Genomic DNA, 21,061 nt, shown 5'->3' with positions numbered 1-21,061 from the left:
TGAGAAAAATGCATAGCTGAGGATTTTCCATGTCGCGCCGTTCGCTCCCGCTTAACGCCATCGACGCATTTTTAGTCACCGCGCGTCACCTGAATCTCACCCATGCCGCCGCAGAACTGTGTCTGACGCAGGGGGCCGTGAGCCGCAAGATTGCCTCCCTTGAGGCGTGGTTTGGCTTTCCGCTTTTTGAACGCCACGCGCGCGGGCTGCGCCTCTCACCGCAGGGCAGCGCTCTGCTTCCGGAGCTGCAGTCCGCTTTCGAGCAGCTGCTGTCCGTGGCCGACCAGGCCCGCAGCCAGCACACCGTGATCCGGCTCAAGGCCCCCACCTGCGCCATGCGCTGGCTGGTGCCGCGCCTGCTGGAGGTGGAGCGCGAGCAGCCGGATCTGCAAATTGCGCTGACCACCACCACCGATCACAACGTCAATTTCAAAACCGAATCTTACGACGCGGCCATCGTGTTCGGCACGCACATGAGCGCAGGCGATCTGCTGTTCGAAGAGGCGCTCACCCCGGTGATAAGCCCGGTGCGGGCAGGAGCAGCGCTGGGTTCGCTGACGTTCCTGCACCCCACAAGGGATAAGACAGACTGGTCGCTGTGGCTGACGAAACAGGAAGGTCCGGGCTTTGTCATGCACAAAAATCAACACTTCGACACGATGGATCTCGCCATTACGGCCGCCATTCAGGGGCTGGGCGTTGCCATCGCCGACGAAACGCTGGTGGAAGAAGATGTCCGCGCGGGAAGGCTGCTACGGCCCTATGAAACCAGCATAAAAACCGGCGCAAGCTACCGGCTGGTGCTGCGCGAAACGCCAGGCGAAGAAAATGGACTGGCGGCGTTTCGCGCCTGTTTGCTTAATCGAGGCTGACGTGGTGCTTCATCACCCGTTTGAAGAGGCTCATGCGGGCGCGCATAAAGCGGTTTTCAAGCCTGAAAGCTGCATATTTATTCACACCAATGCGTAACAGAACGTCCCGCCCTTTGCGACACGCGGGCCAGTGCGTCGGCCCGGGCAGGGTGTCGCGAAGCCCTGCGTATCGCGCGAAGCTCATCCAGTAATCCGCCACCTGGGCAGCAAACTGTAGATCCCGTTCGTTGACATACTGGCGTGAAGGCTCCACCTGGCCGAGCGTATCGAAGACGTAGGGCACTTCGTTGCCGTGCCAGGCGCCGTTGATATACGTGCCATGTTCCGCCTCGGCGACATAGTCAAACCAGTAACGCCAGCATAATCCACCCACGCGCTGCTGAGCCTGCATCACCACATAGCCCATCGTGGTGAACGCCATGTCGCGGCACACCTGCCTGCCCAACTCCTCATCGCCTTTCACGCCCGGATAGAGCAGCTTAATCAGCCCCAGCCCAAAGCGACGCTCGCGGCGAAGCTTCTGAATTTGCCCCGCGAGATCGATGCCAAACACCGCCATCACGCTGGCTTCATCGCTGTTGGAGCCAATCATCACCGGCACGGGATGCTGGCGGGCAGCGAAAAAGACGTCCAGCATCGCTTCGGGCAGAACGCAGTCCCCAACGATGGGCGCCGGGGCGACGTTCAGCGGTGCGGTGAGCGGCCAGAACGCCTCAGGCGGAATGGCGCGCAGCTGCTCAGCAGTCGCCTTTTCCAGGCCGAAATGGGCGGCCAGCGCCTCCCCTTTTTGCAGCGCCTGTTCACGCGGCGTGTCCGGCAAGGTATATCCGCTTTGCACTATCGCCTTATGGAATAATCCTGCCGCCAGCGGCGAGGCCAGCAGAGAGAGCACGCTGCGCGCGCCGGCGGATTCACCAAACAGGGTCACATTGTCTGGATCGCCACCAAACCCGGCGATGTTCTCCCGCACCCATTCGAGGGCGGCGATTTGATCCAGCAGGGCAAAATTATGCACCACGCGCCCTTCCTCGCCTTCCAGCGCGGGATGGGCGAAAAAGCCGAGATGACCGAGACGGTAGTTGATCGTCACGACAACCACGCCGCGCGTGGCCAGCGCTTTGCCGTTATACGGCGGCAGGCCTCCGGCACCAATCGTAAACCCGCCCCCGTGCAGCCAGACCATAACCGGAAGCGCCCCGGTGCGCTCTTTGGGGGACCAGACGTTAAGGTAGAGACAATCTTCGGAAAACTGGCCCGGATCGCCGCCGCCTAACTCCTGACAATACTCGCTGCTTTGCCAGCTTGAGGGCGAGAAAGCCGTAGCCTCGCGCAGGCCATCCCAGCGTTCAGGCGGCCGAGGTGAGCGCCAGCGCCACTCCCCCACGGGCGGTGCGGCGTAGGGAATACCGCACCAGACGTGGACATTTTCATCGGTTAAACCAGACAGTGCGCCCTGGCGCGTTTCAACCACAGGGGCGGAAGGATTTTGCATAACGACCTTATTTTTTCCATCACACCCCAGCAGAGTAACGATTTCAGAGCAAACCGCAACGCTGTTTGCTGCGGGTTTCAGCCTCCTGATAGAGCGTAAACTCGTCATACACCGGACAGCCCAGCGCGTCCTCAAACGCATCGCGGCTGGCGTTACCGTGGCTGCGGGCCTGGGTTTCGTTCCCGAGATTAGACTGGAATATCCCCGCAGCGCTGACCGGGAGGAAATCTTCGTAGGTGATCGGCTGGGCAACCACCCATCCGCGCTCAATCAGCGGCTGCGGATCGTCTCCCGGCCGGAACGCATGGCGATGCGCTTCACCCGCAGGCGTCAGACGATAGCGGAAATAGGCCAGCTCCTGACGGCGCATTAACAGCTCGCTGTCCGGGAAAGCGCCAAATATCTCCCGCAAATGCAGCTGGTGCGTGAGGTTATCTTTGCCGGTACCGGCCTGGGCGAGAAGGCTATCGTACAATTCCCGGCCTTTTGGCGTCAGCGCCACGCCGCGCTGCTCAATCTCACCGAAGCGCGCGGTGTGGGTACCCTTATGTTCCCCGGCAAACAGCACCGGCTCTTCCAGCGCCTTAAAGCTGGTTTGACGCAGTAAGACGGGCACCTCGCGACGCGGCGGGCCTTCGATCAGTATTTTTGGCTCAATACCGTACTTCGGCATCAGCTCCTGCACCCGGTCAATATCCAGCGTGCGCGGCGTGAGGTGGTTAATATGGCAGCCCGGGAAGCAGACCACGTCGGCAATCAGGCGATGCTCGTTGCTCAGGGCCAGATAGGTCTCCTGATCGACCGTCGCATGGCGGTGCCAGCGGAAGGTTTCCAACGCTTCCTGCACAAACTCGTGGGCCTGTGCGTCAGTAAAGTGCCCTTCCGACTCGTGGAGGTCGATCAGTTCCAGACAGCGGGGGGTAAAGATGTTCCGGTGAGAGAGGATCTCTGCGGCACGTTCGCGCAGCGCGACGTTTTCAATCAGCTCAAGGCGCAGCAGCGAGGTAAAGATACGAAACGGATTTCGACACAGCGCCGCATCATCGATCGGGCGAAACGCCGTTGAGTGGACCGGCACCCCCGCCTGAGAGAGATCGTAATAGCTGACCGGGTACATGCCCATAATGGCAAACATACGGCGCAGGGTTGAAAGTTCCTGTGCCGTGCCGACGCGGATCGCCCCGTGACGCTCAACGTTCAGGCGCGCAAGCTCATCGGCGTTAGCCAGTTGTTCATGTAATAGTGGATTATTTTCCAGAACCGCCAGGTTTACGTCCGCAACCAGTTCGAGCAAGGTGCCGTACTGCGGAACTTCCTGCTGGTACATCGCCGACATAGCCTGCGAAAAGTGTTCCCGAATGTCATCAGCCGTGATGGTGTTCGCCATGATGTCATGCCTCCAGTGAATATTACCTGGAGTGTAGAGAAACCCGTTCCTTCCGGGGGGAAGAATTTCTGATTTGTGATCTTAAGACGACAGTGGTCAAACCGTGTGCTACTGGCCCCTGAAAAGATCCGAACGGAACCGCCCTTTCGACCTGAACGCTTTTATCCAGGATTTTCCTTATAATTATTTAGGGTTCCGCTTTCTAGCTATAAAGGAGTATTTTTTCTTTTTCTCCTGACTGCAAATTAATCAATTTGAGCACGCCATTATTTTTATCCTCACCTTTCAAATTTTTAGCTCGAAGTTAGGATTAATCCGAATGGTTGTTTACAAGTCCTTCCTGCCTATCCATATTTCCATTTTAAGCGAAGCGCAAATTTTCAAATACTTAAAAATAACGCAACCGCAAATAGCAAAACGCATTTGACGGATGACGCACAGCGACTAGAGTTATTACTCGAACGACGAGTGATACGGAAATATTTTCGTATCGTACTGACATAACCAATATATGACTATGAGGTTTAATATGGCAGAGCATCGTGGTGGTTCCGGTAATTTCGCTGAAGACCGTGAAAAAGCATCAGAAGCTGGACGTAAAGGTGGCCAGCACAGCGGTGGTAATTTTAAAAACGATCCGCAACGCGCATCTGAAGCGGGTAAGAAAGGGGGACAGAACAGTCACGGCGGAGGCCGTAAGTCTGATAACTCCTGATCTTATTTAAAACTCTTTTAATAAAACCAGAGAGCATGCTGCGGGCTGAAAAGCTCGCAGTACCCTTTCATTATTTTACCGGAGCGTAATTATTATGAATATGAAAAGTGTTGAGGATGTATTTATTCATCTTCTGTCGGATACCTACAGCGCAGAAAAGCAGCTTACCCGCGCGCTGAGCAAGCTCGCCCGCGCCGCGTCCAACGAGAAGCTGAGCGCCGCTTTTACCGCACACCTGGAGGAAACGCAGGGTCAGATTGAACGTATTGACCAGATCGTCGAGCAGGAAGACGGTATTAAGATCAAACGCATGAAGTGCGTGGCGATGGAAGGCTTAATTGAAGAAGCCAACGAAGTCATCGAAAGCACGGAAAAAAATGAGGTGCGTGATGCCGCGTTAATTGCTGCTGCACAAAAAGTTGAGCATTACGAAATAGCCAGCTACGGTACCCTTGCCACATTAGCAGAACAACTGGGCTATAAAAAAGCCGTTAAACTTCTTGCCGAAACCCTGGAAGAAGAAAAAGAGACCGACCTTAAACTCACCGACCTGGCCGTTGGAAATATTAACCAAAAAGCGCAGAAATGACGCAATAATACAGGTTAAATAAAATGAGCATCAGTCCCAGGACAATTAAACGGTGCCATTTAACGGCAGCCATAATATGGTTCATACTCGCTATCCCCTCCGTAATATGGTGGAAGAACAGCGTGCTGTGGGTCATTATCATCAGTATTTACGCCAATATTGTCGGCCATTTATCTGGCTACAGTGCCGCGCGTGCCGATCAGGCTGCTGAAAGTGAGACCAAATAAGCGAACCCTAATGAGGATACAATGATGAATCACGTAGAACACTACCATGACTGGCTACGCGATGCCCATGCGATGGAAAAGCAAGCCGAATCTATGCTGGAATCCATGGCCAGCCGTATCGATAATTATCCTGATGTTCGCGCCAGAATTGAACAGCATATTAATGAGACAAAACGGCAAATCACATTGCTGGAGGAAATCCTCGACCGTAATGATATTTCTCGTTCGGTCTTAAAAGACTCGATGAGCAAAATGGCGGCGCTGGGGCAATCCATCGGCGGCATGTTCCCTTCAGACGAAATCGTGAAGGGCTCGATCAGCGGCTATGTTTTCGAACAGTTTGAAATCGCCTGCTATACCTCCCTGCTCGCGGCGGCGAAAAAAGCAGGCGATGTCGCCTCGGTCCCCGCTATCGAGACGATTCTTGCTGAAGAACGTGAAATGGCCGACTGGCTGATTCGCCATATCCCGCAAACGACGGAACAGTTCCTGCTGCGTTCAGACGCATCGGGTGTCGAAGCGAAAAAATAATCCACAGGAGAGTGCCTATGTTTCGACACGTCAAACAGCTGCAATATACGGTTCGCGTCGCCGAACCCAACCCTGGCCTTGCCAACCTTTTACTGGAACAGTTTGGCGGGCCGCAGGGCGAACTGGCCGCCGCCTGCCGCTACTTTACGCAAGGGTTGAGCGATGACGATCCGGGCCGCAAGGATATGCTGATGGATATCGCCACCGAGGAGTTAAGCCACCTCGAAATCATCGGTACCCTGGTCGGAATGCTGAATAAAGGTGCCAAGGGCGCGCTGGCGGAAGGGGTGGAAAATGAGGCCGAGCTGTATCGCTCCATGACCGAAAACGGGAATGACAGCCACATCACCTCCCTGCTCTATGGCGGCGGTACCCCGCTCACTAACTCTGCGGGCGTACCCTGGACCGCGGCCTACGTCGATACCATCGGGGAGCCGACGGCGGACCTGCGCTCAAACGTGGCAGCGGAAGCCAGAGCGAAAATCATCTATGAACGGCTGATCAACGTGACCGACGATCCCGGCGTAAAGGACGCGCTGGCGTTTCTGATGACGCGTGAGGCGGCGCATCAGCTCTCCTTTGAGAAGGCGCTTCAGTCCATCCGTAATAACTTCCCACCGGGGAAACTGCCGCCAATCGAGGAATTCACCAACAAGTACTACAATATGTCTGAAGGTGGAGAGGTTCGCGGAAGCTGGAACAGCGATAAACACTTCGATTACGTTGAGTCCCCCCAGCCTGCGGTGGATGGCGGCGATGGCAGTGCCAGCGTCACGCTCACAACCGAGCAGGCAACCCTGGTCAAGGCGATGTCTGCCCGCACGAAATCCGATCCACATTCCGACCCGCTGACCGGTGCCGAGCTGGGTGCCGGTAAGACTAAACCGTAATCGGTTTGCCGGGCAGCCCTGAACTGCCCGGCAATTCGCGTGCCCCATCGTCTCAGAGGTACGGACCATGTTCGAACTCGATGCATTTCATCTGGCCAGAATTCAGTTCGCTTTTACCGTCTCGTTCCACATCCTGTTTCCCGCGATCACCATCGGTCTCGCCAGCTATCTGGTGGTGCTGGAGGGCATGTGGCTGCGCACCAAAAACGACGTCTGGCGTTCGCTATACCATTTCTGGCTTAAGATATTTGCCGTTAACTTCGGCATGGGCGTCGTTTCCGGGCTGGTCATGGCGTACCAGTTTGGCACCAACTGGAGCGGGTTCTCCCAGTTCGCGGGCAGTATTACCGGCCCGCTTCTGACCTATGAGGTCTTAACCGCCTTCTTCCTGGAGGCCGGTTTCCTCGGCGTCATGATGTTCGGCTGGAATAAGGTCGGTCCCGGCCTGCACTTCTTTTCAACCTGCATGGTAGCGCTCGGCACGCTGATGTCGACCTTCTGGATACTCGCCTCAAACAGCTGGATGCATACGCCGCAGGGCTTCACCATTGAGAACGGCCAGGTTATCCCGCAGGACTGGCTGGCCATCATCTTTAACCCCTCCTTCCCTTACCGCCTTATCCATATGGCTATCGCCGCGTTTCTCAGCAGTGCGCTGTTTGTCGGGGCATCGGGGGCATGGCATCTGCTGCGCGGTAACGATACGCCTGCCGTCCGCACCATGTTTTCGATGGCGATGTGGATGGCGCTACTGGTCGCACCCATTCAGGCGGTGGTGGGCGATATGCACGGCCTGAACACGCTTGAGCATCAGCCGGCAAAAATTGCCGCCATTGAGGGCCACTGGGAAAATCCGCCCGGCGAGGCCACCCCGCTGCTGCTGTTTGGCCTGCCGGATATGGAGGAGGAGCGCACCAAATACGGACTGGAGATCCCCGCGCTCGGCAGCCTTATCCTGACGCACAGCCTGGACAAACAGGTCCCCGCGCTGAAAGACTTTCCGAAAGAGGATCGCCCAAACTCGACCATCGTTTTCTGGTCGTTCCGCGTGATGGTCGGGATGGGGCTGCTGATGATAACTCTCGGCCTGTTTAGCGTCTGGCTACGCTATCGTCATCGGCTTTACCATTCGCGCCCGTTCCACTGGTTTGCCCTCTGCATGGGGCCTGCCGGGCTGCTGGCGCTGCTCGCCGGCTGGGTGACCACCGAAGTGGGCCGACAGCCGTGGGTGGTCTATGGTTATCTGCGCACCATCGACGCGGTATCGCTGCACAGCACCCTACAGATGAGCATCAGCCTGCTGGCGTTCTTCGTTGTCTATTCTTCCGTGTTTGGCGTGGGCTATGTTTACCTCATCAGGCTGATTAAGAAAGGACCTCAGCCCGTCGATACGCTGACGTCAAACACCTCGGGCACGCCTGCCCGTCCGCTGTCTGCCGCTGAGTCTGTTCCGGAAGAGGAGAGAATCTGATGGGCGTCGATATCTCTGTTATCTGGTTTGCCATCATCGTCTTTGCCACGCTGATGTACATCATCATGGATGGCTTTGATTTGGGCATCGGTCTGCTGTTTAACTTTGTGGGCGATGCGAAAGAGCGCGATGTGATGGTCAACAGCGTCGCGCCCGTCTGGGACGGCAACGAGACCTGGCTGGTACTCGGCGGCGCGGGGCTGTTCGGCGCGTTTCCGCTGGCCTATGCGGTCATTATTGATGCGCTGACGATCCCCCTCACCGCGATGCTGATCGGTCTCATCTTTCGCGGCGTCGCCTTCGAGTTCCGCTTCAAAGCCACGCCGTCGCACCGCAAATTCTGGGACTACTCCTTTGCCGGCGGCTCCCTGCTTGCCACCTTCAGCCAGGGCGTGGTGGTGGGGGCCGTGATCAACGGCTTTGACGTGGAGGGCCGACGTTTTGTCGGCTCTGCGCTGGACTGGCTCACCCCCTTCAACCTCTTCTGCGGCATCGGACTGGTCGTCGCCTACACGCTGCTGGGCACCACCTGGCTCATTATGAAAAGCGAAGGCGCGCTGCAGGTCCGCATGCGCGAGCTAACCCGCCACGTGCTGCTGGCCCTGATGGTGGTTATCGCGGTAGTCAGCATCTGGACGCCGCTCGGCTGGCAGTACGTGGCCGACCGCTGGTTTACCTTGCCCAACTTCTTCTGGTTCCTGCCTGTTCCTCTGCTGGTCGGGCTTTTCAGCGTGCTGATCTGGCGCCTGACCCGCAATCCGGACAGCCACTCTCGCCCTTTCCTGCTGACGCTGGGGCTTATTTTCCTCGGGTTTAGCGGGCTGGGCATCAGCCTCTGGCCGAACATTATTCCGCCGCGCATCACCCTGTGGGAAGCCGCAGCCCCGCCTGCCAGCCAGCTGTTTATGCTGGTAGGAACATTACTGATTATTCCGGTGATCCTGGTGTACACCGCCTGGAGCTACTACGTCTTTCGGGGAAAAGTTTCGGATACTGAAGGCTATCACTGAGGAACGCTATGACGGACTGGCATACACGAGCTATTATTTATCAGATTGATACCGCGCTATTTTATGATTTGAACGGCGATGGCTGCGGGGACATCGCCGGGATCGCGGCCAAGCTGCGCTACATTCGCCGGATGGGGGCAACGGTCATCTGGATCACCCCGTTTTACCTCACCCCCTTTCTCGATGAAGGCTACGACGTCAGCGACCATCTTCAGGTGGACCCCCGCTTCGGAAAGCTGGCTGATATCATCGCCTTTATCGAACAGGCCCGCGAGCTGGGCATGCAGGTGATTATCGAGTTGCTGATCCAGCACACGTCGGACGCACATCCCTGGTTCCAGCAGGCGCGCCGCAACCCGGCGTCACCCTATCGTGATTATTACCTCTGGTCGGATAACGACGAGGACGATACGCCCCCCATGTTCCCCGGCGTGGAGAAGAGCATCTGGAGCTGGGACGACGAGGCGGGACAATACTACCGGCACATGTTTTATCGCCACGAGCCGGATCTGAACCTCACCTCGCCCGCGGTGCTGAAAGAGATTGAGAATATCATCCTCTTCTGGCTCAAGCTGGGCGTGTCGGGGTTTCGCCTCGATGCCGCCTCCCACCTGACCACGCAGGCGGGAAACGGTGATGAAAAAAAGGGCCTGTGGATCCTCGAGCATATGCGCCGTCTTATCGAACAGCGGAATCCGGACGCGATCCTGCTGGGTGAGGTGGACGTCGAGGTAGAGGCCTATCAGGACTACTTTGGCAATAATGACCGCCTGAATCTGGTGCTGAATTTCTGGCTCAACAAGTATTTCTACGTCAGCCTGGCCCGCAAAAACGCCCGCCCGCTGCGCAACGCGGTGAAGAAGATGATCGTCCCGCCTGACGCCTGCTGTTTTGCCAACTGGCTGCGCAATCACGACGAGCTGGATCTGGAAGGCATCAGCCAGAAAGACAAACAGTTTGTCCTCGATACCTTCGCCCCTGATGAGGAGATGAACGTCTATCAGCGCGGGATCCGCCGCCGCCTGGCGCCGATGCTTAATGGCGATCGGAAGCGGCTGGCGTTCTGTCACGCGGTGCTGTTTTCCCTGCCGGGTGTCCCGGTGATGCGCTACGGCGACGAGATAGGCATGGGTGACGACCTGGAGCTGGAGGAGCGCTACGCCGTTCGCACCCCGATGCAGTGGGCGGGGTCAAAAGGGGGCGGTTTCTCCGCGGCCGACCCTGAAAAATTTATCGCCCCGATTATCGACCATGGCCCTTACCGCTATCAGAAAGTCAACGTCGCCGATTCGCTCCTTCACCACAACTCGCTCCTGCACCGGATAATCGATATTGCCAATACCCGCTCGGAGTTCCCCGAAATTGCCGTTGCGCCTTTTCGACTTATCACAATCGATGATGACGCAGTGCTGGGGATCTATTACGAGACCGACGAGCGCAGCATCCTGACCTTCGTCAACTTTAGCGACCAGCCGGTGCAGTTCACCGCAAAAGGGATCCGCAACGCCACCTGGACCGCCTGTCTCGAGGACAAGCGCTACGATGACGCGCTGATTTGCGGCAAAACCGTTGAGCTCAGCCTTGGCGGCTACGGCTATCGCTGGTTCTGGACGCACCGTAGCGCGCTGCGCTGATTACGGTTTCCGGCGGGTTATCAGACGCGTCAGCACTATTCCTGCCACCGCGAGGGCGCCCAGCGCCACTTTACCCGGCATGCCGGAGGTAACGGACGGCGCGCGGGTTTTCGCCTCGTCAGTAAAGCGGCCATGGATTTTGTGCAGGTCGTTAACCGGCTGGTCGAGGTAGTCCCGGCGATCCGGCGCGTTCAGATCGTCGGTCATCTGGCCTTCCCAGGCTTTCCTGACCATCAGCCGGTCCAGAAAACCCGGGAAGAGAAACTGCCCGACAATCGACTGGATGGTGCTGCTGCCTACCCACAGCTCGCGAACCGGTTTTTGCGCCACCCTGAAGATAGCGCTGGCGGCCACCTCAGGCTCAAAGACCGGCGGCACCGGCCGCATCGCCCAGGCGAACTTATTCCTCGCCCATTCGAACTGCGGGGTATTGAGCCCCGGCATCTGCACCATCGAAAGCTGAACCCGGCTGTTCTCATGCATCAGTTCCGTACGCACCGCATCGGTAAACCCGCGGATCGCCGCTTTGGCCCCGCAGTAGGCTGACTGCAATGGAATGGAACGGTAGGCCAGCGCGGATCCCACCTGGATAATCACGCCCCTGTCGCGCGGAATCATCAGTTCGAGAGCGGCGCGGGTGCCGTTCACGTAGCCGAGGTACGTCACCTCAGTCACGCGACGAAACTCGTCCGGCGTAAGGGTGCGAAACGGTGCCAGCACGGCCCCCATGGCATTGTTGACCCAGACATCAATCGCGCCGAGGCGATACTCAATTTCGTTAGCCGCATTCACCATCGCCTGACTGTCGGCGACGTCAGCCTGCACGGCGTGCGCATTCACGCCGAAGCGGCGCAACTCTTCCTCGGTGGAGTGCAGGCTTGCCTGATCGCGGGCGATGAGGCCAACATCGTAACCTGCCTTTGCAAAGTGCAGCGCCGTGGCTTTTCCCACGCCCGCCGTCCCACCGGTAATCACTATGACCGCCATAGAACCTCCACGTGAAATCAACCGTTATGCCCGTCCGACAATGCTGCCAGCAGCTCGGCCAGCGAGAAATGCACCGCTTTTTCCACCACGTCCTGACAGTCACCGGAGAAAAGTACGGTGCGGGTTTGCGTCTCGCCCTGGATGTTCCACGCAAAGCAGACCGTCCCCGCCGCCGTGCCGTCGTCGCCCCCTTCCGGGCCTGCGTAGCCGCTGATGGCGATGCTGATATCCGCCTGGGCGATGTCGCGAATACTGGCAGCCATCTCTGTAACCGTCTGTTCACTGACGGCGGTATAGCGCGCGAGCGTTTCAGGGCGCACGCCGAGGATCCGTGTTTTGGCTTCATCGCTGAACACGACCAGGCCGACGTCATAAAATTCGGCGGTGTTTTCCTCTGCGCAAAGCGCCACCGAGAGCTTGCCGCCCGTGCAGGATTCCGCTGTGGTTAAGCGAAGTCCGAGATCGGTTAATTTGCTTGCCAGCTTTTTTGTTAGTTCACCCACGGTATAATTGTTGTCGTGAAAAAGATTGCTCATCTTTCCGCCTCTTATTTCTCGAAAGGAATGATCGAAATATGCCCATTGCGTTCAAGTATGGCATATTTAATATCGCTTATTTCTGTAATTCCATTATTTTGCCGGGCTGACACCAGAATATCATCGCAGGAGACATCCACTTTTTTCAGTTTGTCGGCTAACGGCACGCCGTTCTCAACCAGAATCACGGGAGTGCCATCCAGAATATTCTCAACCGGGGAAAAATATTTCTTCATCAGTCCGAATATAATATCTACCACCACCAGCGTGGTAATGGTAATCATCGCGCCGGTGACGGAAAAATCTTGTCCGAGAAGCGCCTGCTGAGTAGCTTCACTAATTATCAGAAGCAGAATGAGATCAAAGCTTGTCATCTGCAACAGCGCGCGACGTCCGGCCACTTTAAATACCACCATGAGGAACAGATAAATCGCCAGCGCGCGAAAGACCATATCCATATCAGCCTCCTACGGGTAAATGAATTGCCAGATGTTAATCTCCGGCTCGCTGTTGACACGGATGACTGTGTTCCATTTACCGGCTCTGGAGGGCGTGGTGAAGAGTAACACAGAGAAGCTGTCTGACTTTTTCAGGTTGTTATAGACAAAATAGAGGGTCTTCCCGCGGCTGAACATGCTGTCAGGCTGCGGCCAGACGCTGCCAGGCTCGTAAACCTCGCTGCTCTCGCTGGTCATGCTGAGGACATACTTTCCCTCTGTCTGCACCGGGAACGCCAGCTCCATTCGCGTTTCTGTCTCCCGCCGTCCAAAGCGTTCATAGTGTATGGTCAGTGATTTAGCGGAATTCATTTTGACCGTGTCGCTGACCATTCCACTGGAAAACAGGCCGGCAATCGCCGCGACGATAATAGCCAACAGAACAATAAAACCGACCTGACGAAACGCGTATTCAAACGTCAGCAAACGATAACGCTCATCTATCCCGGGTAACTTTTCATTTTCACGCTTCATGGTCATCGTCACCGTTTCGCTTATTATCCGATAACTTTGATTTTTCACGCGAATGTTTTTAGGACTTATCACATTTGCCACATAAAGGAATAGCAACAATACTTAATAAGTCAAGACACCCAAAATGAAGGATATCGGATGAAATTATCACTTATTTCCGCTTTATTGATATTTCTGGTTCCAACCGCATGGGCTGATAATAACGGCGGGTTACAAAAAGGTGAAGCCCCGCCGCCACCGCACACGCTTGATAGCGGATATCGCGGAACCGACGATGCGCGTATTATGACCATCGATCAGGCAAAACAAATGCACGACGGTACGACAATTTCATTACGCGGTAATCTTATTGATGGTAGCGGCGATAAGTTTGTATTTCAGGATAAAACCGGAAAAATCGACGTTATTATTCCCCAGGCAGTTTTCGACGGCAGAACGGTAAAACCCGACCAGATGATCAGTATCAACGGTTCGCTTGATAAAAAATCATCTCCTGCCGTCGTCCGTGTTGATCGTTTGCAGAAATAATTCAGCGAAGCGTTAACGCTGCAGTTATCCATCAAATCTCACCCCTTGGCTTAAGGAGTCAGCTATGAGTGATACAAAACAACGTACGAACGCTTACCCGCAGCCCCCGTTCCCGGAACAGCCGCAAACGCCGCCGGGACTGGCATCAGAAATGCAGCCTGTACCCGACCACGGGGAAACCAGCTATAAAGGACATGGCCGCCTTGCCGGCAAAAAAGCGCTGATTACCGGCGGAGACTCCGGTATTGGTCGCGCGGTCGCTATCGCCTATGCCCGTGAAGGCGCTGATGTTGCCATCAACTATCTGCCTGAAGAAGAAAAAGATGCCTCTGAGGTCATCGACCTGATCGAAGCGGAAGGTCGCAAGGCCGTCGCGCTGCCGGGGGATGTCCGGGACGAAACCTTCTGTCAGAATCTGGTCGAAGAAGCCGTGTCGAAACTGGGCGGGCTGGACATTCTGGTCAATAACGCGGGGCGTCAGCAGTTCCGTGAATCGCTTGAAGACCTGACCACCGAGGATTTTGACGCGACGTTTAAAACCAACGTTTATGCCCCTTTCTGGATCACCAAAGCGGCCCTGCGCCACCTGAAAGCTTCCTCCGTTATCATTAATACCTCCTCCGTTCAGGCGGTGAAGCCCAGCCCCGTTTTGCTGGACTACGCCCAGACGAAAGCCTGTCTGGCGGTATTTACCAAATCCTTAGCCAAACAGCTGGGTCCAAAAGGCATTCGCGTCAACGCGGTTGCCCCTGGGCCTTACTGGACGGTACTGCAGTCCAGCGGCGGGCAGCCGATGGAAAAAGTGAAGGAGTTTGGCGGAGATACACCGCTGGGGCGTCCGGGTCAGCCCGTCGAGATAGCCCCGCTGTACGTCACGCTGGCCTCGGATGAATGTTCATTTACGTCCGGCCAGGTGTGGTGTTCTGACGGCGGTGACGGCGTGATCTAACCGCTTAACTCTTTCCCCTCAGTAATGAGCAATAAATGAACAAGGACGTTCGCTCTTATTCCCCTGCCGAAAAACATGTTGTAACTCAAACAGATCAAATGTTAAAAATATTTTGCTATCAGGTTATCAAAATTAAACAACTTAACTTGTCACCCGCATCGCTCTGTTTTTAACATCGCCTATGGAAAAAAATGGTCTGTTCAGTCAGCGCATACGCTTGCGCCATTTGCATACATTTGTGGCCGTCGCTCAACAGGGAACGCTGGGGCGTGCGGCTGAAACTCTTAACCTGAGCCAGCCTGCGCTCTCGAAAACCCTCAACGAGCTGGAACAGCTGACCGGTGCCCGTCTTTTTGACCGCGGGCGGCTGGGCGCACAGCTTACCATCGTGGGCGAACAGTTCCTTACGCACGCCGTTAAAGTGCTGGATGCGCTCAATACCGCGGGCCAGTCCCTGCATCGAAAAGAAGTGCAATCCAGTGAGGTGGTGCGCGTGGGCGCCTTGCCTACCGCAGCGCTGGGTATTCTTCCGCCGGTTATCGGCCAGTTCCACAAGCAGCAGCGGCATGCCACAATTCAGGTTGCCACCATGAATAACACCATGCTGCTCGCGGGGCTGAAATCGGGCGAGCTGGATATCGGTATCGGTCGCATGTCCGACCCAGAACTGATGGGCGGTCTCAATTACGAACTGTTATTCCTGGAGTCCCTGAAGCTGGTGGTTCGTCCCAATCATCCCCTGCTGCAGGACACGGTGACACTAAGCCGCGTTATGGAGTGGCCGGTAGTGGTGTGCCCGAAAGGGACCGTCCCCCGCCAGACCGCCGAATCCTTGCTGCAGATGCAGGGATGTACGCTCCCTTCAGGGTGTATCGAAACGCTGTCGGCCTCGCTTTCACGCCAGCTCACCCTGGATTATGACTACGTCTGGTTCGTCCCCTCCGGCGCGGTAAAAGATGATTTACGCCAGGGGACGCTGATCGCCCTGCCGATTACCTCCCCTGGAGCCGGCGAACCCATCGGCATTTTGACCCGGGTGGATACCCCCCTTTCCACGGGCGCACAGACGCTGCTGAGCGCTATCCGTAAATCAATGCCGGTATAACACCTTTTTTACCCCTCACCCTAACCCTCTCCCCTTATGGGAGAGGAGACTAGCCCGTGCGTTAATCAATTAATGCGGAATAATTCATTAACAATTGCGTAAAACAATTTAACAGTTTTATCATAACGGCGAATTCACCAAATGGTTCGCAAATCATTTTATAAAACCGAATTCACTCGTATTAATCATTATTCTTCCCGCAATTATTACCCAACTGGTACATACCCGACGCTGCGGGGGGATCGAAAGGAGAAAGACATGGCATTTGGCAGCGCGCCGCGCGGGATACCTCGTATTCTGCAGTGGCTTCTTGCCGGACTGATGATGCTCATCGGTCTGGCCGTCGGCGGGTTGGGCTTTAAGCTCGCCACCGTAGGCGGAAGTGGATACTTCCTGATCATGGGCGTGGTGATGGTGATTGCCGCGATCCTGATTTTCCTCAACCGCACCAGCGGGATCGTGCTTTACAGCATCGCATTTATTGTCTCGCTGTTCTGGGCGGTAAGCGATGCGGGCTGGGATTTCTGGCCGCTGTTCTCTCGCCTGTTTACCTTTACCGTTCTGGCCTTCCTCTGCGCCAACGTCTGGCCTTTCCTGCGTGCTGCGAACCGCAGCGCCGCGAACAAGGCGCCCGCTTTTGGCGTCGCGGCCGTGCTCGCGGTGGCCATGCTGATCAGCCTGGGCTGGATGTTTAAGCCGCAAACCCTCGTGGCAGCGAACGAACCCGTGCCGGTGAAACCCGTCGCACCCGGCGAGCAGCAAAAGAACTGGGAGCACTGGGGCAACACAACCCACGGCGACCGTTTCGCCGCGCTGGACCAGATTAACAAGCAAAACGTCAGCTCGCTGAAGGTCGCGTGGGTTGCGCACACCGGCGATATTCCGCAGAGCAACGGCTCGGGCGCGGAAGATCAGAACACGCCTCTGCAGATTGGCGACACGCTGTACGTCTGTACCCCATACAGCAAAGTGCTGGCGCTGGACGTAGATTCCGGTAAAGAAAAATGGCGTTATGATTCCAAAGCCACCGCACCGAACTGGCAGCGCTGCCGCGGTCTGGGCTACTTTGAAGATCATGTAAACGTGACGGCGTCACAGACCGGGACATCACCAGCGGCATGCCCTCGCCGCCTGTTCCTGCCCACCACCGATGCCCGTCTGATTGCCATCAACGCGGATAACGGCAAGGTCTGCGAAGACTTTGGCGACCATGGCACCGTGGATCTGAGCGTCGGCATGGGCGAGATCAAGCCCGGGTATTATCAGCAGACCTCCACGCCGCTGGTTGCCGGGAACGTTGTCGTCGTCGGCGGTCGCGTCGCGGATAACTACTCTACCGGCGAACCGCCGGGCGTGGTGCGTGCCTACGACGTTCACACCGGTAAGCTGGCCTGGGCGTGGGATCCGGGTAATCCGAACCTGACCGGCCTGCCGCCGGAAGGCCAGACCTACACCCGCGGCACGCCGAACGTCTGGTCAGCCATGTCTTATGATGCAAAACTCAATCTGATTTATTTGCCAACCGGCAACGCCACGCCAGACTTCTGGGCGGGCGAGCGTACCGCGCTGGACGATAAGTATAGCTCCTCCATCGTCGCCGTCGACGCGACCACCGGTCAGGTGCGCTGGCATTTCCAGACCACCCACCACGATCTGTGGGATTTCGACCTGCCTTCCCAGCCGCTGCTGTACGATCTGCCAGACGGTAAAGGCGGCACCACGCCGGTGCTGGTGCAGACCAGCAAGCAGGGCATGATCTTCATGCTTAACCGCGAAACCGGCAAGCCGGTGGCGAAGGTGGAAGAACGCCCCGTTCCGGCGGGTAACGTTGAGGGTGAACGCTACTCCCCCACCCAGCCGTACTCCGTTGGCATGCCGATGATTGGCAACCAGACGCTGACCGAGTCCGACATGTGGGGCGCGACGCCTGTTGACCTGCTGCTGTGCCGCATTCAGTTTAAAGAGATGCGTCATCAGGGCGTCTTCACCCCGCCGGGTCTCGACCGTTCCCTGCAGTTCCCTGGCTCACTCGGCGGAATGAACTGGGGCAGCGTCTCCGTTGACCCGAACAACAGCCTGATGTTCGTCAACGATATGCGCCTGGGCCTGGCAAACTACATGGTACCGCGCGCGAACGTGGCGAAAAACGCCAGCGGCATCGAGATGGGGATTGTCCCAATGGACGGCACGCCGTTCGGTGCGATGCGTGAACGCTTCCTGTCACCGCTGGGCATTCCATGCCAGAAGCCGCCGTTTGGCACCATGTCAGCCGTTGACCTGAAAACCGGCAAGCTGGTGTGGCAGGTACCTGTCGGCACGGTGGAAGATACCGGCCCGCTGGGCATTCGCATGCACATGCCAATCCCAATCGGTATGCCGACGCTGGGCGCATCGCTCTCTACCCAGTCCGGCCTGCTGTTCTTCGCCGGTACCCAGGATTTCTACCTGCGCGCGTTTGATACCGCCACCGGGAAAGAGATCTGGAAAGACCGTCTGCCTGTCGGCAGCCAGTCTGGCCCGATGACCTACGTGTCGCCGAAAACCGGTAAGCAGTACATCATCATTAACGCCGGTGGCGCCCGCCAGTCGCCGGATCGCGGTGATTACGTTATCGCGTACGCGTTACCCGATAAGAAATAAGATGTGAAAAAGGGACCGAAAGGTCCCTTTTTTGTAGGTCAGATTTTGTAGGTCGGGTAAGCGAAGCGCCACCCGACACGGCTGGCAACTCAGAACGTCTCCCAGTTATCCCCGGAAACTACCGCCGCCGGGCGCAACGGTGCATTCTTCGCCACTGGCGCAGAGATCACCGCGCGGCCCGACTTTGCACCGTTCAACCGAAACGCGCCAACCGCCTCGGTCAGACGCGCGCCCTGTTCTTCCAGAGACGCCGCCGCCGCGGAGGCTTCTTCCACCAGCGAGGCGTTCTGCTGGGTCACTTTATCCATCTCAGAAATCGCCTGGCTCACCTGCACAATACCGCGACTCTGCTCATCGGACGCCGCGGCGATCTCCAGCATGATGTCGGTGACGCGTTTCACCGCGTCGACGATTTCATTCATGGTGTTACCGGCGGCGACAACCTCGCCGGAGCCCTGGTCAATCAGCGAAACCGATTCGTTAATCAGGCTTTCAATCTCTTTTGCGGCATTCGCACTGCGGCTTGCCAGAGTGCGCACTTCACTTGCCACCACGGCAAATCCGCGCCCCTGTTCACCCGCACGTGCCGCTTCTACCGCCGCGTTAAGCGCCAGGATATTGGTCTGGAACGCAATGCTGTTAATCACGGCGGTAATCTCAGAGATCTTCTTCGAGCTGCTGGAGATATTGCCCATGGTTTTCACCACGCCGGAGACCATCTGGCCGCCGCGGCTGGCTTTACCGGAGGCATCTTCCGCCAGCTTGCTGGCGTGATGGGCGTTATCGGCGTTCTGCTTCACCGTCGCGGTCAGCTGTTCCATGCTCGCGGCGGTCTGCTCAATGGCTGCAGCCTGCTGCTCAGTGCGCGAAGAGAGATCGGTGTTACCGGCAGAAATTTCGCTGGTGCCGCGGTAGATCTCCTCCGCCCCCTGACGTACGGTGCCCACGGTATTTTCAAGCGAGTGCTGCATGGTTTGCAGATCGCGCGCCAGGCGGCCAATTTCGCTGCGCCCCGCCACGTCGTCCGGCATCGTCAGGTCGCCTTTGGCGATATTCTCGATACGTTTCGCTGCACGCTGCAGCGGATTGATTACCGTGCGGCGCAGCACGACAAAGGTCATCGCCGTCAGCGCCAGCGCCAGCACAAACGCGCCTACCATAAACATCAGGCCCAGCTGCGTGCGGCTGTGCGCCTGCGCCGTCAGCGCATTCGCACGGTCGGTACGGATCTTAATCGCCTTCAGCAGAACGGCGTTGTAAGCGTCATCCAACGGGCGCGCCGTTTCGTTTTCGTGGTTGATGATCGCTTCGAACATGCCGTTTTTGGCAAATTTCACCATCGGCTGCATGCCCGCGATATAGGCGTCGTACCGCGCCTTGAGATCCGCTTCCAGCGCTTCACCCTCAGCGGTGCGCACGGCACGATTCATATAGGCGGTAAAGCTCTCCTGGGACTGCTTAATGCGCGTTTCCGCCTCGCTGATGTTCTGCTTCATGGCGTCCATCTCCGCGATACGGCTTGCCGCACCGGCGTGGATCAGGTTGATACGCGCGGTTCGCAGATGGTTTGAGCTGTTCGACAGCCCCATACGCACCTGAATTTCGGATGTGACATCCTGCTGATCGCGATCGGCCTGCAGCAGGAAATACCCCGCAAGACCCGAGCTCAAGGCAAACAGAAGAATAATGCCACCGAGAATGGAGGAAAACAGCGGAACCAGCCTGATGTGATGCAAGAAGCTCAGCTTGCGCTGCGCCAGCATCGAAGTAGTGTTGTCCATGACCGTCGACTCTCTTGTAGGGAAGATGCGTAAAAACACGCCTGTTAAATAGTCATCGGCACGGCACAGATTAAGATTACGGCTAAAAACGCCGCACTGGTCACACTTTAGAGAAGATTATTAAAGAAACGCCAGCGGCGAAAAACCGCTGGCAGAAGAGTTACTTGTCACCGAAATGGATAACGGTACGGATGGATTTTCCTTCGTGCATCAGATCGAACGCCTCGTTGATCTGCTCCAGCGGTAAGCGATGGGTAATGAACGGATCGAGCTGAATCTTGCCGACCATGGCATCTTCAACCATACCCGGAAGCTGGGTACGCCCCTTCACGCCGCCAAACGCGGAACCACGCCATACGCGCCCGGTGACCAGCTGGAATGGACGGGTTTTAATCTCCTGCCCCGCTCCGGCCACGCCAATAATGATGCTCTCGCCCCAGCCTTTGTGGCAGCACTCCAGCGCGGAACGCATCACGTTGACGTTGCCGATACACTCGAAGCTGAAGTCCACGCCGCCGTCGGTCATCTCAACGATGACGTCCTGAATCGGTTTTTCGTGATCTTTCGGGTTCACGAAATCGGTCGCGCCCATTTCACCCGCCAGCCTGAATTTCTCCGGGTTGGTGTCGACCGCGATGATACGACCGGCCTTCGCCTGCACCGCGCCCTGAATCACCGCCAGACCAATGCCGCCGAGACCGAACACCGCCACGGTATCGCCCTCTTTGACTTTTGCCGTGTTATGC

Annotated in this window: 21 protein-coding genes; 13 read left to right on the top strand and 8 right to left on the bottom strand. The window is 56.9% G+C overall.

Translation table 11 applies throughout. The annotated features are described in order from the left end of the window. Nucleotides 1-29 precede the first annotated feature (29 nt). Nucleotides 30-872: a LysR family transcriptional regulator gene (locus DOU50_RS10485; protein ID WP_032647143.1), complete on the top strand. Its 843-nt coding sequence runs from the start codon at nucleotides 30-32 to the stop codon at nucleotides 870-872. Here the strand turns inward: DOU50_RS10485 and DOU50_RS10480 are convergent. Together DOU50_RS10480 and DOU50_RS10475 are read right to left on the bottom strand one after the other, a co-directional pair. Continuing rightward, nucleotides 859-2,364 carry a carboxylesterase/lipase family protein gene (locus DOU50_RS10480; protein WP_148769340.1) on the bottom strand — a complete coding sequence of 502 codons (1,506 nt, stop codon included), beginning with the start codon at nucleotides 2,362-2,364 and terminating at the stop codon, nucleotides 859-861. The two genes, DOU50_RS10485 and DOU50_RS10480, sit on opposite strands and share 14 nt — an antisense overlap. Before the next feature lie 43 nt (nucleotides 2,365-2,407). Further along, entirely contained in the window at nucleotides 2,408-3,751 is a 1,344-nt protein-coding gene (locus tag DOU50_RS10475; RefSeq protein WP_148769339.1) for a VOC family protein, read from the bottom strand. A 529-nt stretch (nucleotides 3,752-4,280) separates the two neighbouring features. Between DOU50_RS10475 and DOU50_RS10470 the strand changes: the two genes are divergently transcribed. From DOU50_RS10470 to DOU50_RS10435, 8 genes are all read left to right on the top strand, one after another. Next, a complete protein-coding gene (locus DOU50_RS10470) occupies nucleotides 4,281-4,466 on the top strand; it encodes a general stress protein (protein ID WP_004150795.1) in 186 nt (61 codons plus the stop codon). 94 nt (nucleotides 4,467-4,560) lie between these two features. Beyond that, a complete protein-coding gene (locus DOU50_RS10465; protein WP_148769338.1) occupies nucleotides 4,561-5,055 on the top strand; it encodes a ferritin-like domain-containing protein in 495 nt (164 codons plus the stop codon). Between the two features lie 23 nt (nucleotides 5,056-5,078). Beyond that, nucleotides 5,079-5,282, top strand: coding sequence for a hypothetical protein (locus DOU50_RS10460; protein ID WP_013096662.1), 204 nt, complete (start codon nucleotides 5,079-5,081; stop codon nucleotides 5,280-5,282). Between the two features lie 24 nt (nucleotides 5,283-5,306). Continuing rightward, entirely contained in the window at nucleotides 5,307-5,813 is a 507-nt protein-coding gene (locus DOU50_RS10455; protein ID WP_024908416.1) for a ferritin-like domain-containing protein, read from the top strand. A gap of 17 nt (nucleotides 5,814-5,830) precedes the next feature. Beyond that, nucleotides 5,831-6,703, top strand: coding sequence for a manganese catalase family protein (locus DOU50_RS10450; protein WP_008502274.1), 873 nt, complete (start codon nucleotides 5,831-5,833; stop codon nucleotides 6,701-6,703). A 67-nt stretch (nucleotides 6,704-6,770) separates the two neighbouring features. Beyond that, nucleotides 6,771-8,174, top strand: coding sequence for a cytochrome ubiquinol oxidase subunit I (locus tag DOU50_RS10445; protein ID WP_048991115.1), 1,404 nt, complete (start codon nucleotides 6,771-6,773; stop codon nucleotides 8,172-8,174). Next, a complete protein-coding gene (cydB, locus tag DOU50_RS10440; protein WP_048991113.1) occupies nucleotides 8,174-9,184 on the top strand; it encodes a cytochrome d ubiquinol oxidase subunit II in 1,011 nt (336 codons plus the stop codon). Before DOU50_RS10445 ends, cydB begins: the two co-directional genes overlap by 1 nt. Before the next feature lie 8 nt (nucleotides 9,185-9,192). After that, nucleotides 9,193-10,818: an alpha-amylase family protein gene (locus DOU50_RS10435; protein ID WP_148769337.1), complete on the top strand. Its 1,626-nt coding sequence runs from the start codon at nucleotides 9,193-9,195 to the stop codon at nucleotides 10,816-10,818. Here DOU50_RS10435 and DOU50_RS10430 read toward each other — a convergent pair whose 3' ends face one another. From DOU50_RS10430 to DOU50_RS10415, 4 genes are read right to left on the bottom strand one after another with little or no spacing between them, the layout of a single operon-like run. Continuing rightward, a complete protein-coding gene (locus DOU50_RS10430) occupies nucleotides 10,819-11,805 on the bottom strand; it encodes an SDR family oxidoreductase (RefSeq protein WP_148769336.1) in 987 nt (328 codons plus the stop codon). Between the two features lie 17 nt (nucleotides 11,806-11,822). Then, the gene (locus tag DOU50_RS10425; RefSeq protein WP_148769335.1) at nucleotides 11,823-12,341 is read right to left on the bottom strand and encodes a 2-oxo-tetronate isomerase; all 519 of its coding nucleotides are present in this window, start codon (nucleotides 12,339-12,341) and stop codon (nucleotides 11,823-11,825) included. Between the two features lie 11 nt (nucleotides 12,342-12,352). Further along, nucleotides 12,353-12,799, bottom strand: a complete 447-nt coding sequence (locus DOU50_RS10420; RefSeq protein ID WP_023335661.1) for a DUF421 domain-containing protein — start codon at nucleotides 12,797-12,799, stop codon at nucleotides 12,353-12,355. A 9-nt stretch (nucleotides 12,800-12,808) separates the two neighbouring features. Then, nucleotides 12,809-13,312 (bottom strand): hypothetical protein, encoded by a 504-nt coding sequence (locus DOU50_RS10415; protein WP_148769334.1) that lies wholly within the window; start codon nucleotides 13,310-13,312, stop codon nucleotides 12,809-12,811. Nucleotides 13,313-13,450: 138 nt separating this feature from the next. On the opposite strand from DOU50_RS10415, the gene DOU50_RS10410 reads away from it, so the two are divergent. From DOU50_RS10410 to DOU50_RS10395, 4 genes are all read left to right on the top strand, one after another. Beyond that, entirely contained in the window at nucleotides 13,451-13,840 is a 390-nt protein-coding gene (locus DOU50_RS10410; RefSeq protein ID WP_148769333.1) for a YdeI family stress tolerance OB fold protein, read from the top strand. Between the two features lie 64 nt (nucleotides 13,841-13,904). After that, nucleotides 13,905-14,789, top strand: a complete 885-nt coding sequence (locus DOU50_RS10405) for an SDR family oxidoreductase (protein ID WP_032647120.1) — start codon at nucleotides 13,905-13,907, stop codon at nucleotides 14,787-14,789. Nucleotides 14,790-14,970: 181 nt separating this feature from the next. Further along, nucleotides 14,971-15,894 carry a LysR substrate-binding domain-containing protein gene (locus DOU50_RS10400; RefSeq protein WP_148769332.1) on the top strand — a complete coding sequence of 308 codons (924 nt, stop codon included), beginning with the start codon at nucleotides 14,971-14,973 and terminating at the stop codon, nucleotides 15,892-15,894. A gap of 258 nt (nucleotides 15,895-16,152) precedes the next feature. Then, nucleotides 16,153-18,534, top strand: coding sequence for a glucose/quinate/shikimate family membrane-bound PQQ-dependent dehydrogenase (locus tag DOU50_RS10395; protein ID WP_148769331.1), 2,382 nt, complete (start codon nucleotides 16,153-16,155; stop codon nucleotides 18,532-18,534). Between the two features lie 89 nt (nucleotides 18,535-18,623). Here the strand turns inward: DOU50_RS10395 and DOU50_RS10390 are convergent, their stop codons facing one another. Then, nucleotides 18,624-20,315 carry a methyl-accepting chemotaxis protein gene (locus tag DOU50_RS10390; RefSeq protein WP_148769330.1) on the bottom strand — a complete coding sequence of 564 codons (1,692 nt, stop codon included), beginning with the start codon at nucleotides 20,313-20,315 and terminating at the stop codon, nucleotides 18,624-18,626. 160 nt (nucleotides 20,316-20,475) lie between these two features. Next, the coding region (locus DOU50_RS10385) for a zinc-binding dehydrogenase (RefSeq protein WP_148769329.1) at nucleotides 20,476-21,061 on the bottom strand (586 nt) is incomplete at its 5' end.

It is taken from the genome of Enterobacter sp. C6 (genome assembly GCF_008122455.1).
GTDB lineage: Bacteria > Pseudomonadota > Gammaproteobacteria > Enterobacterales > Enterobacteriaceae > Enterobacter > Enterobacter pseudoroggenkampii.
The sequence above is the reverse complement of the archived record's forward strand: the minus strand, read 5'-3'. Positions and strand labels throughout refer to the sequence as shown.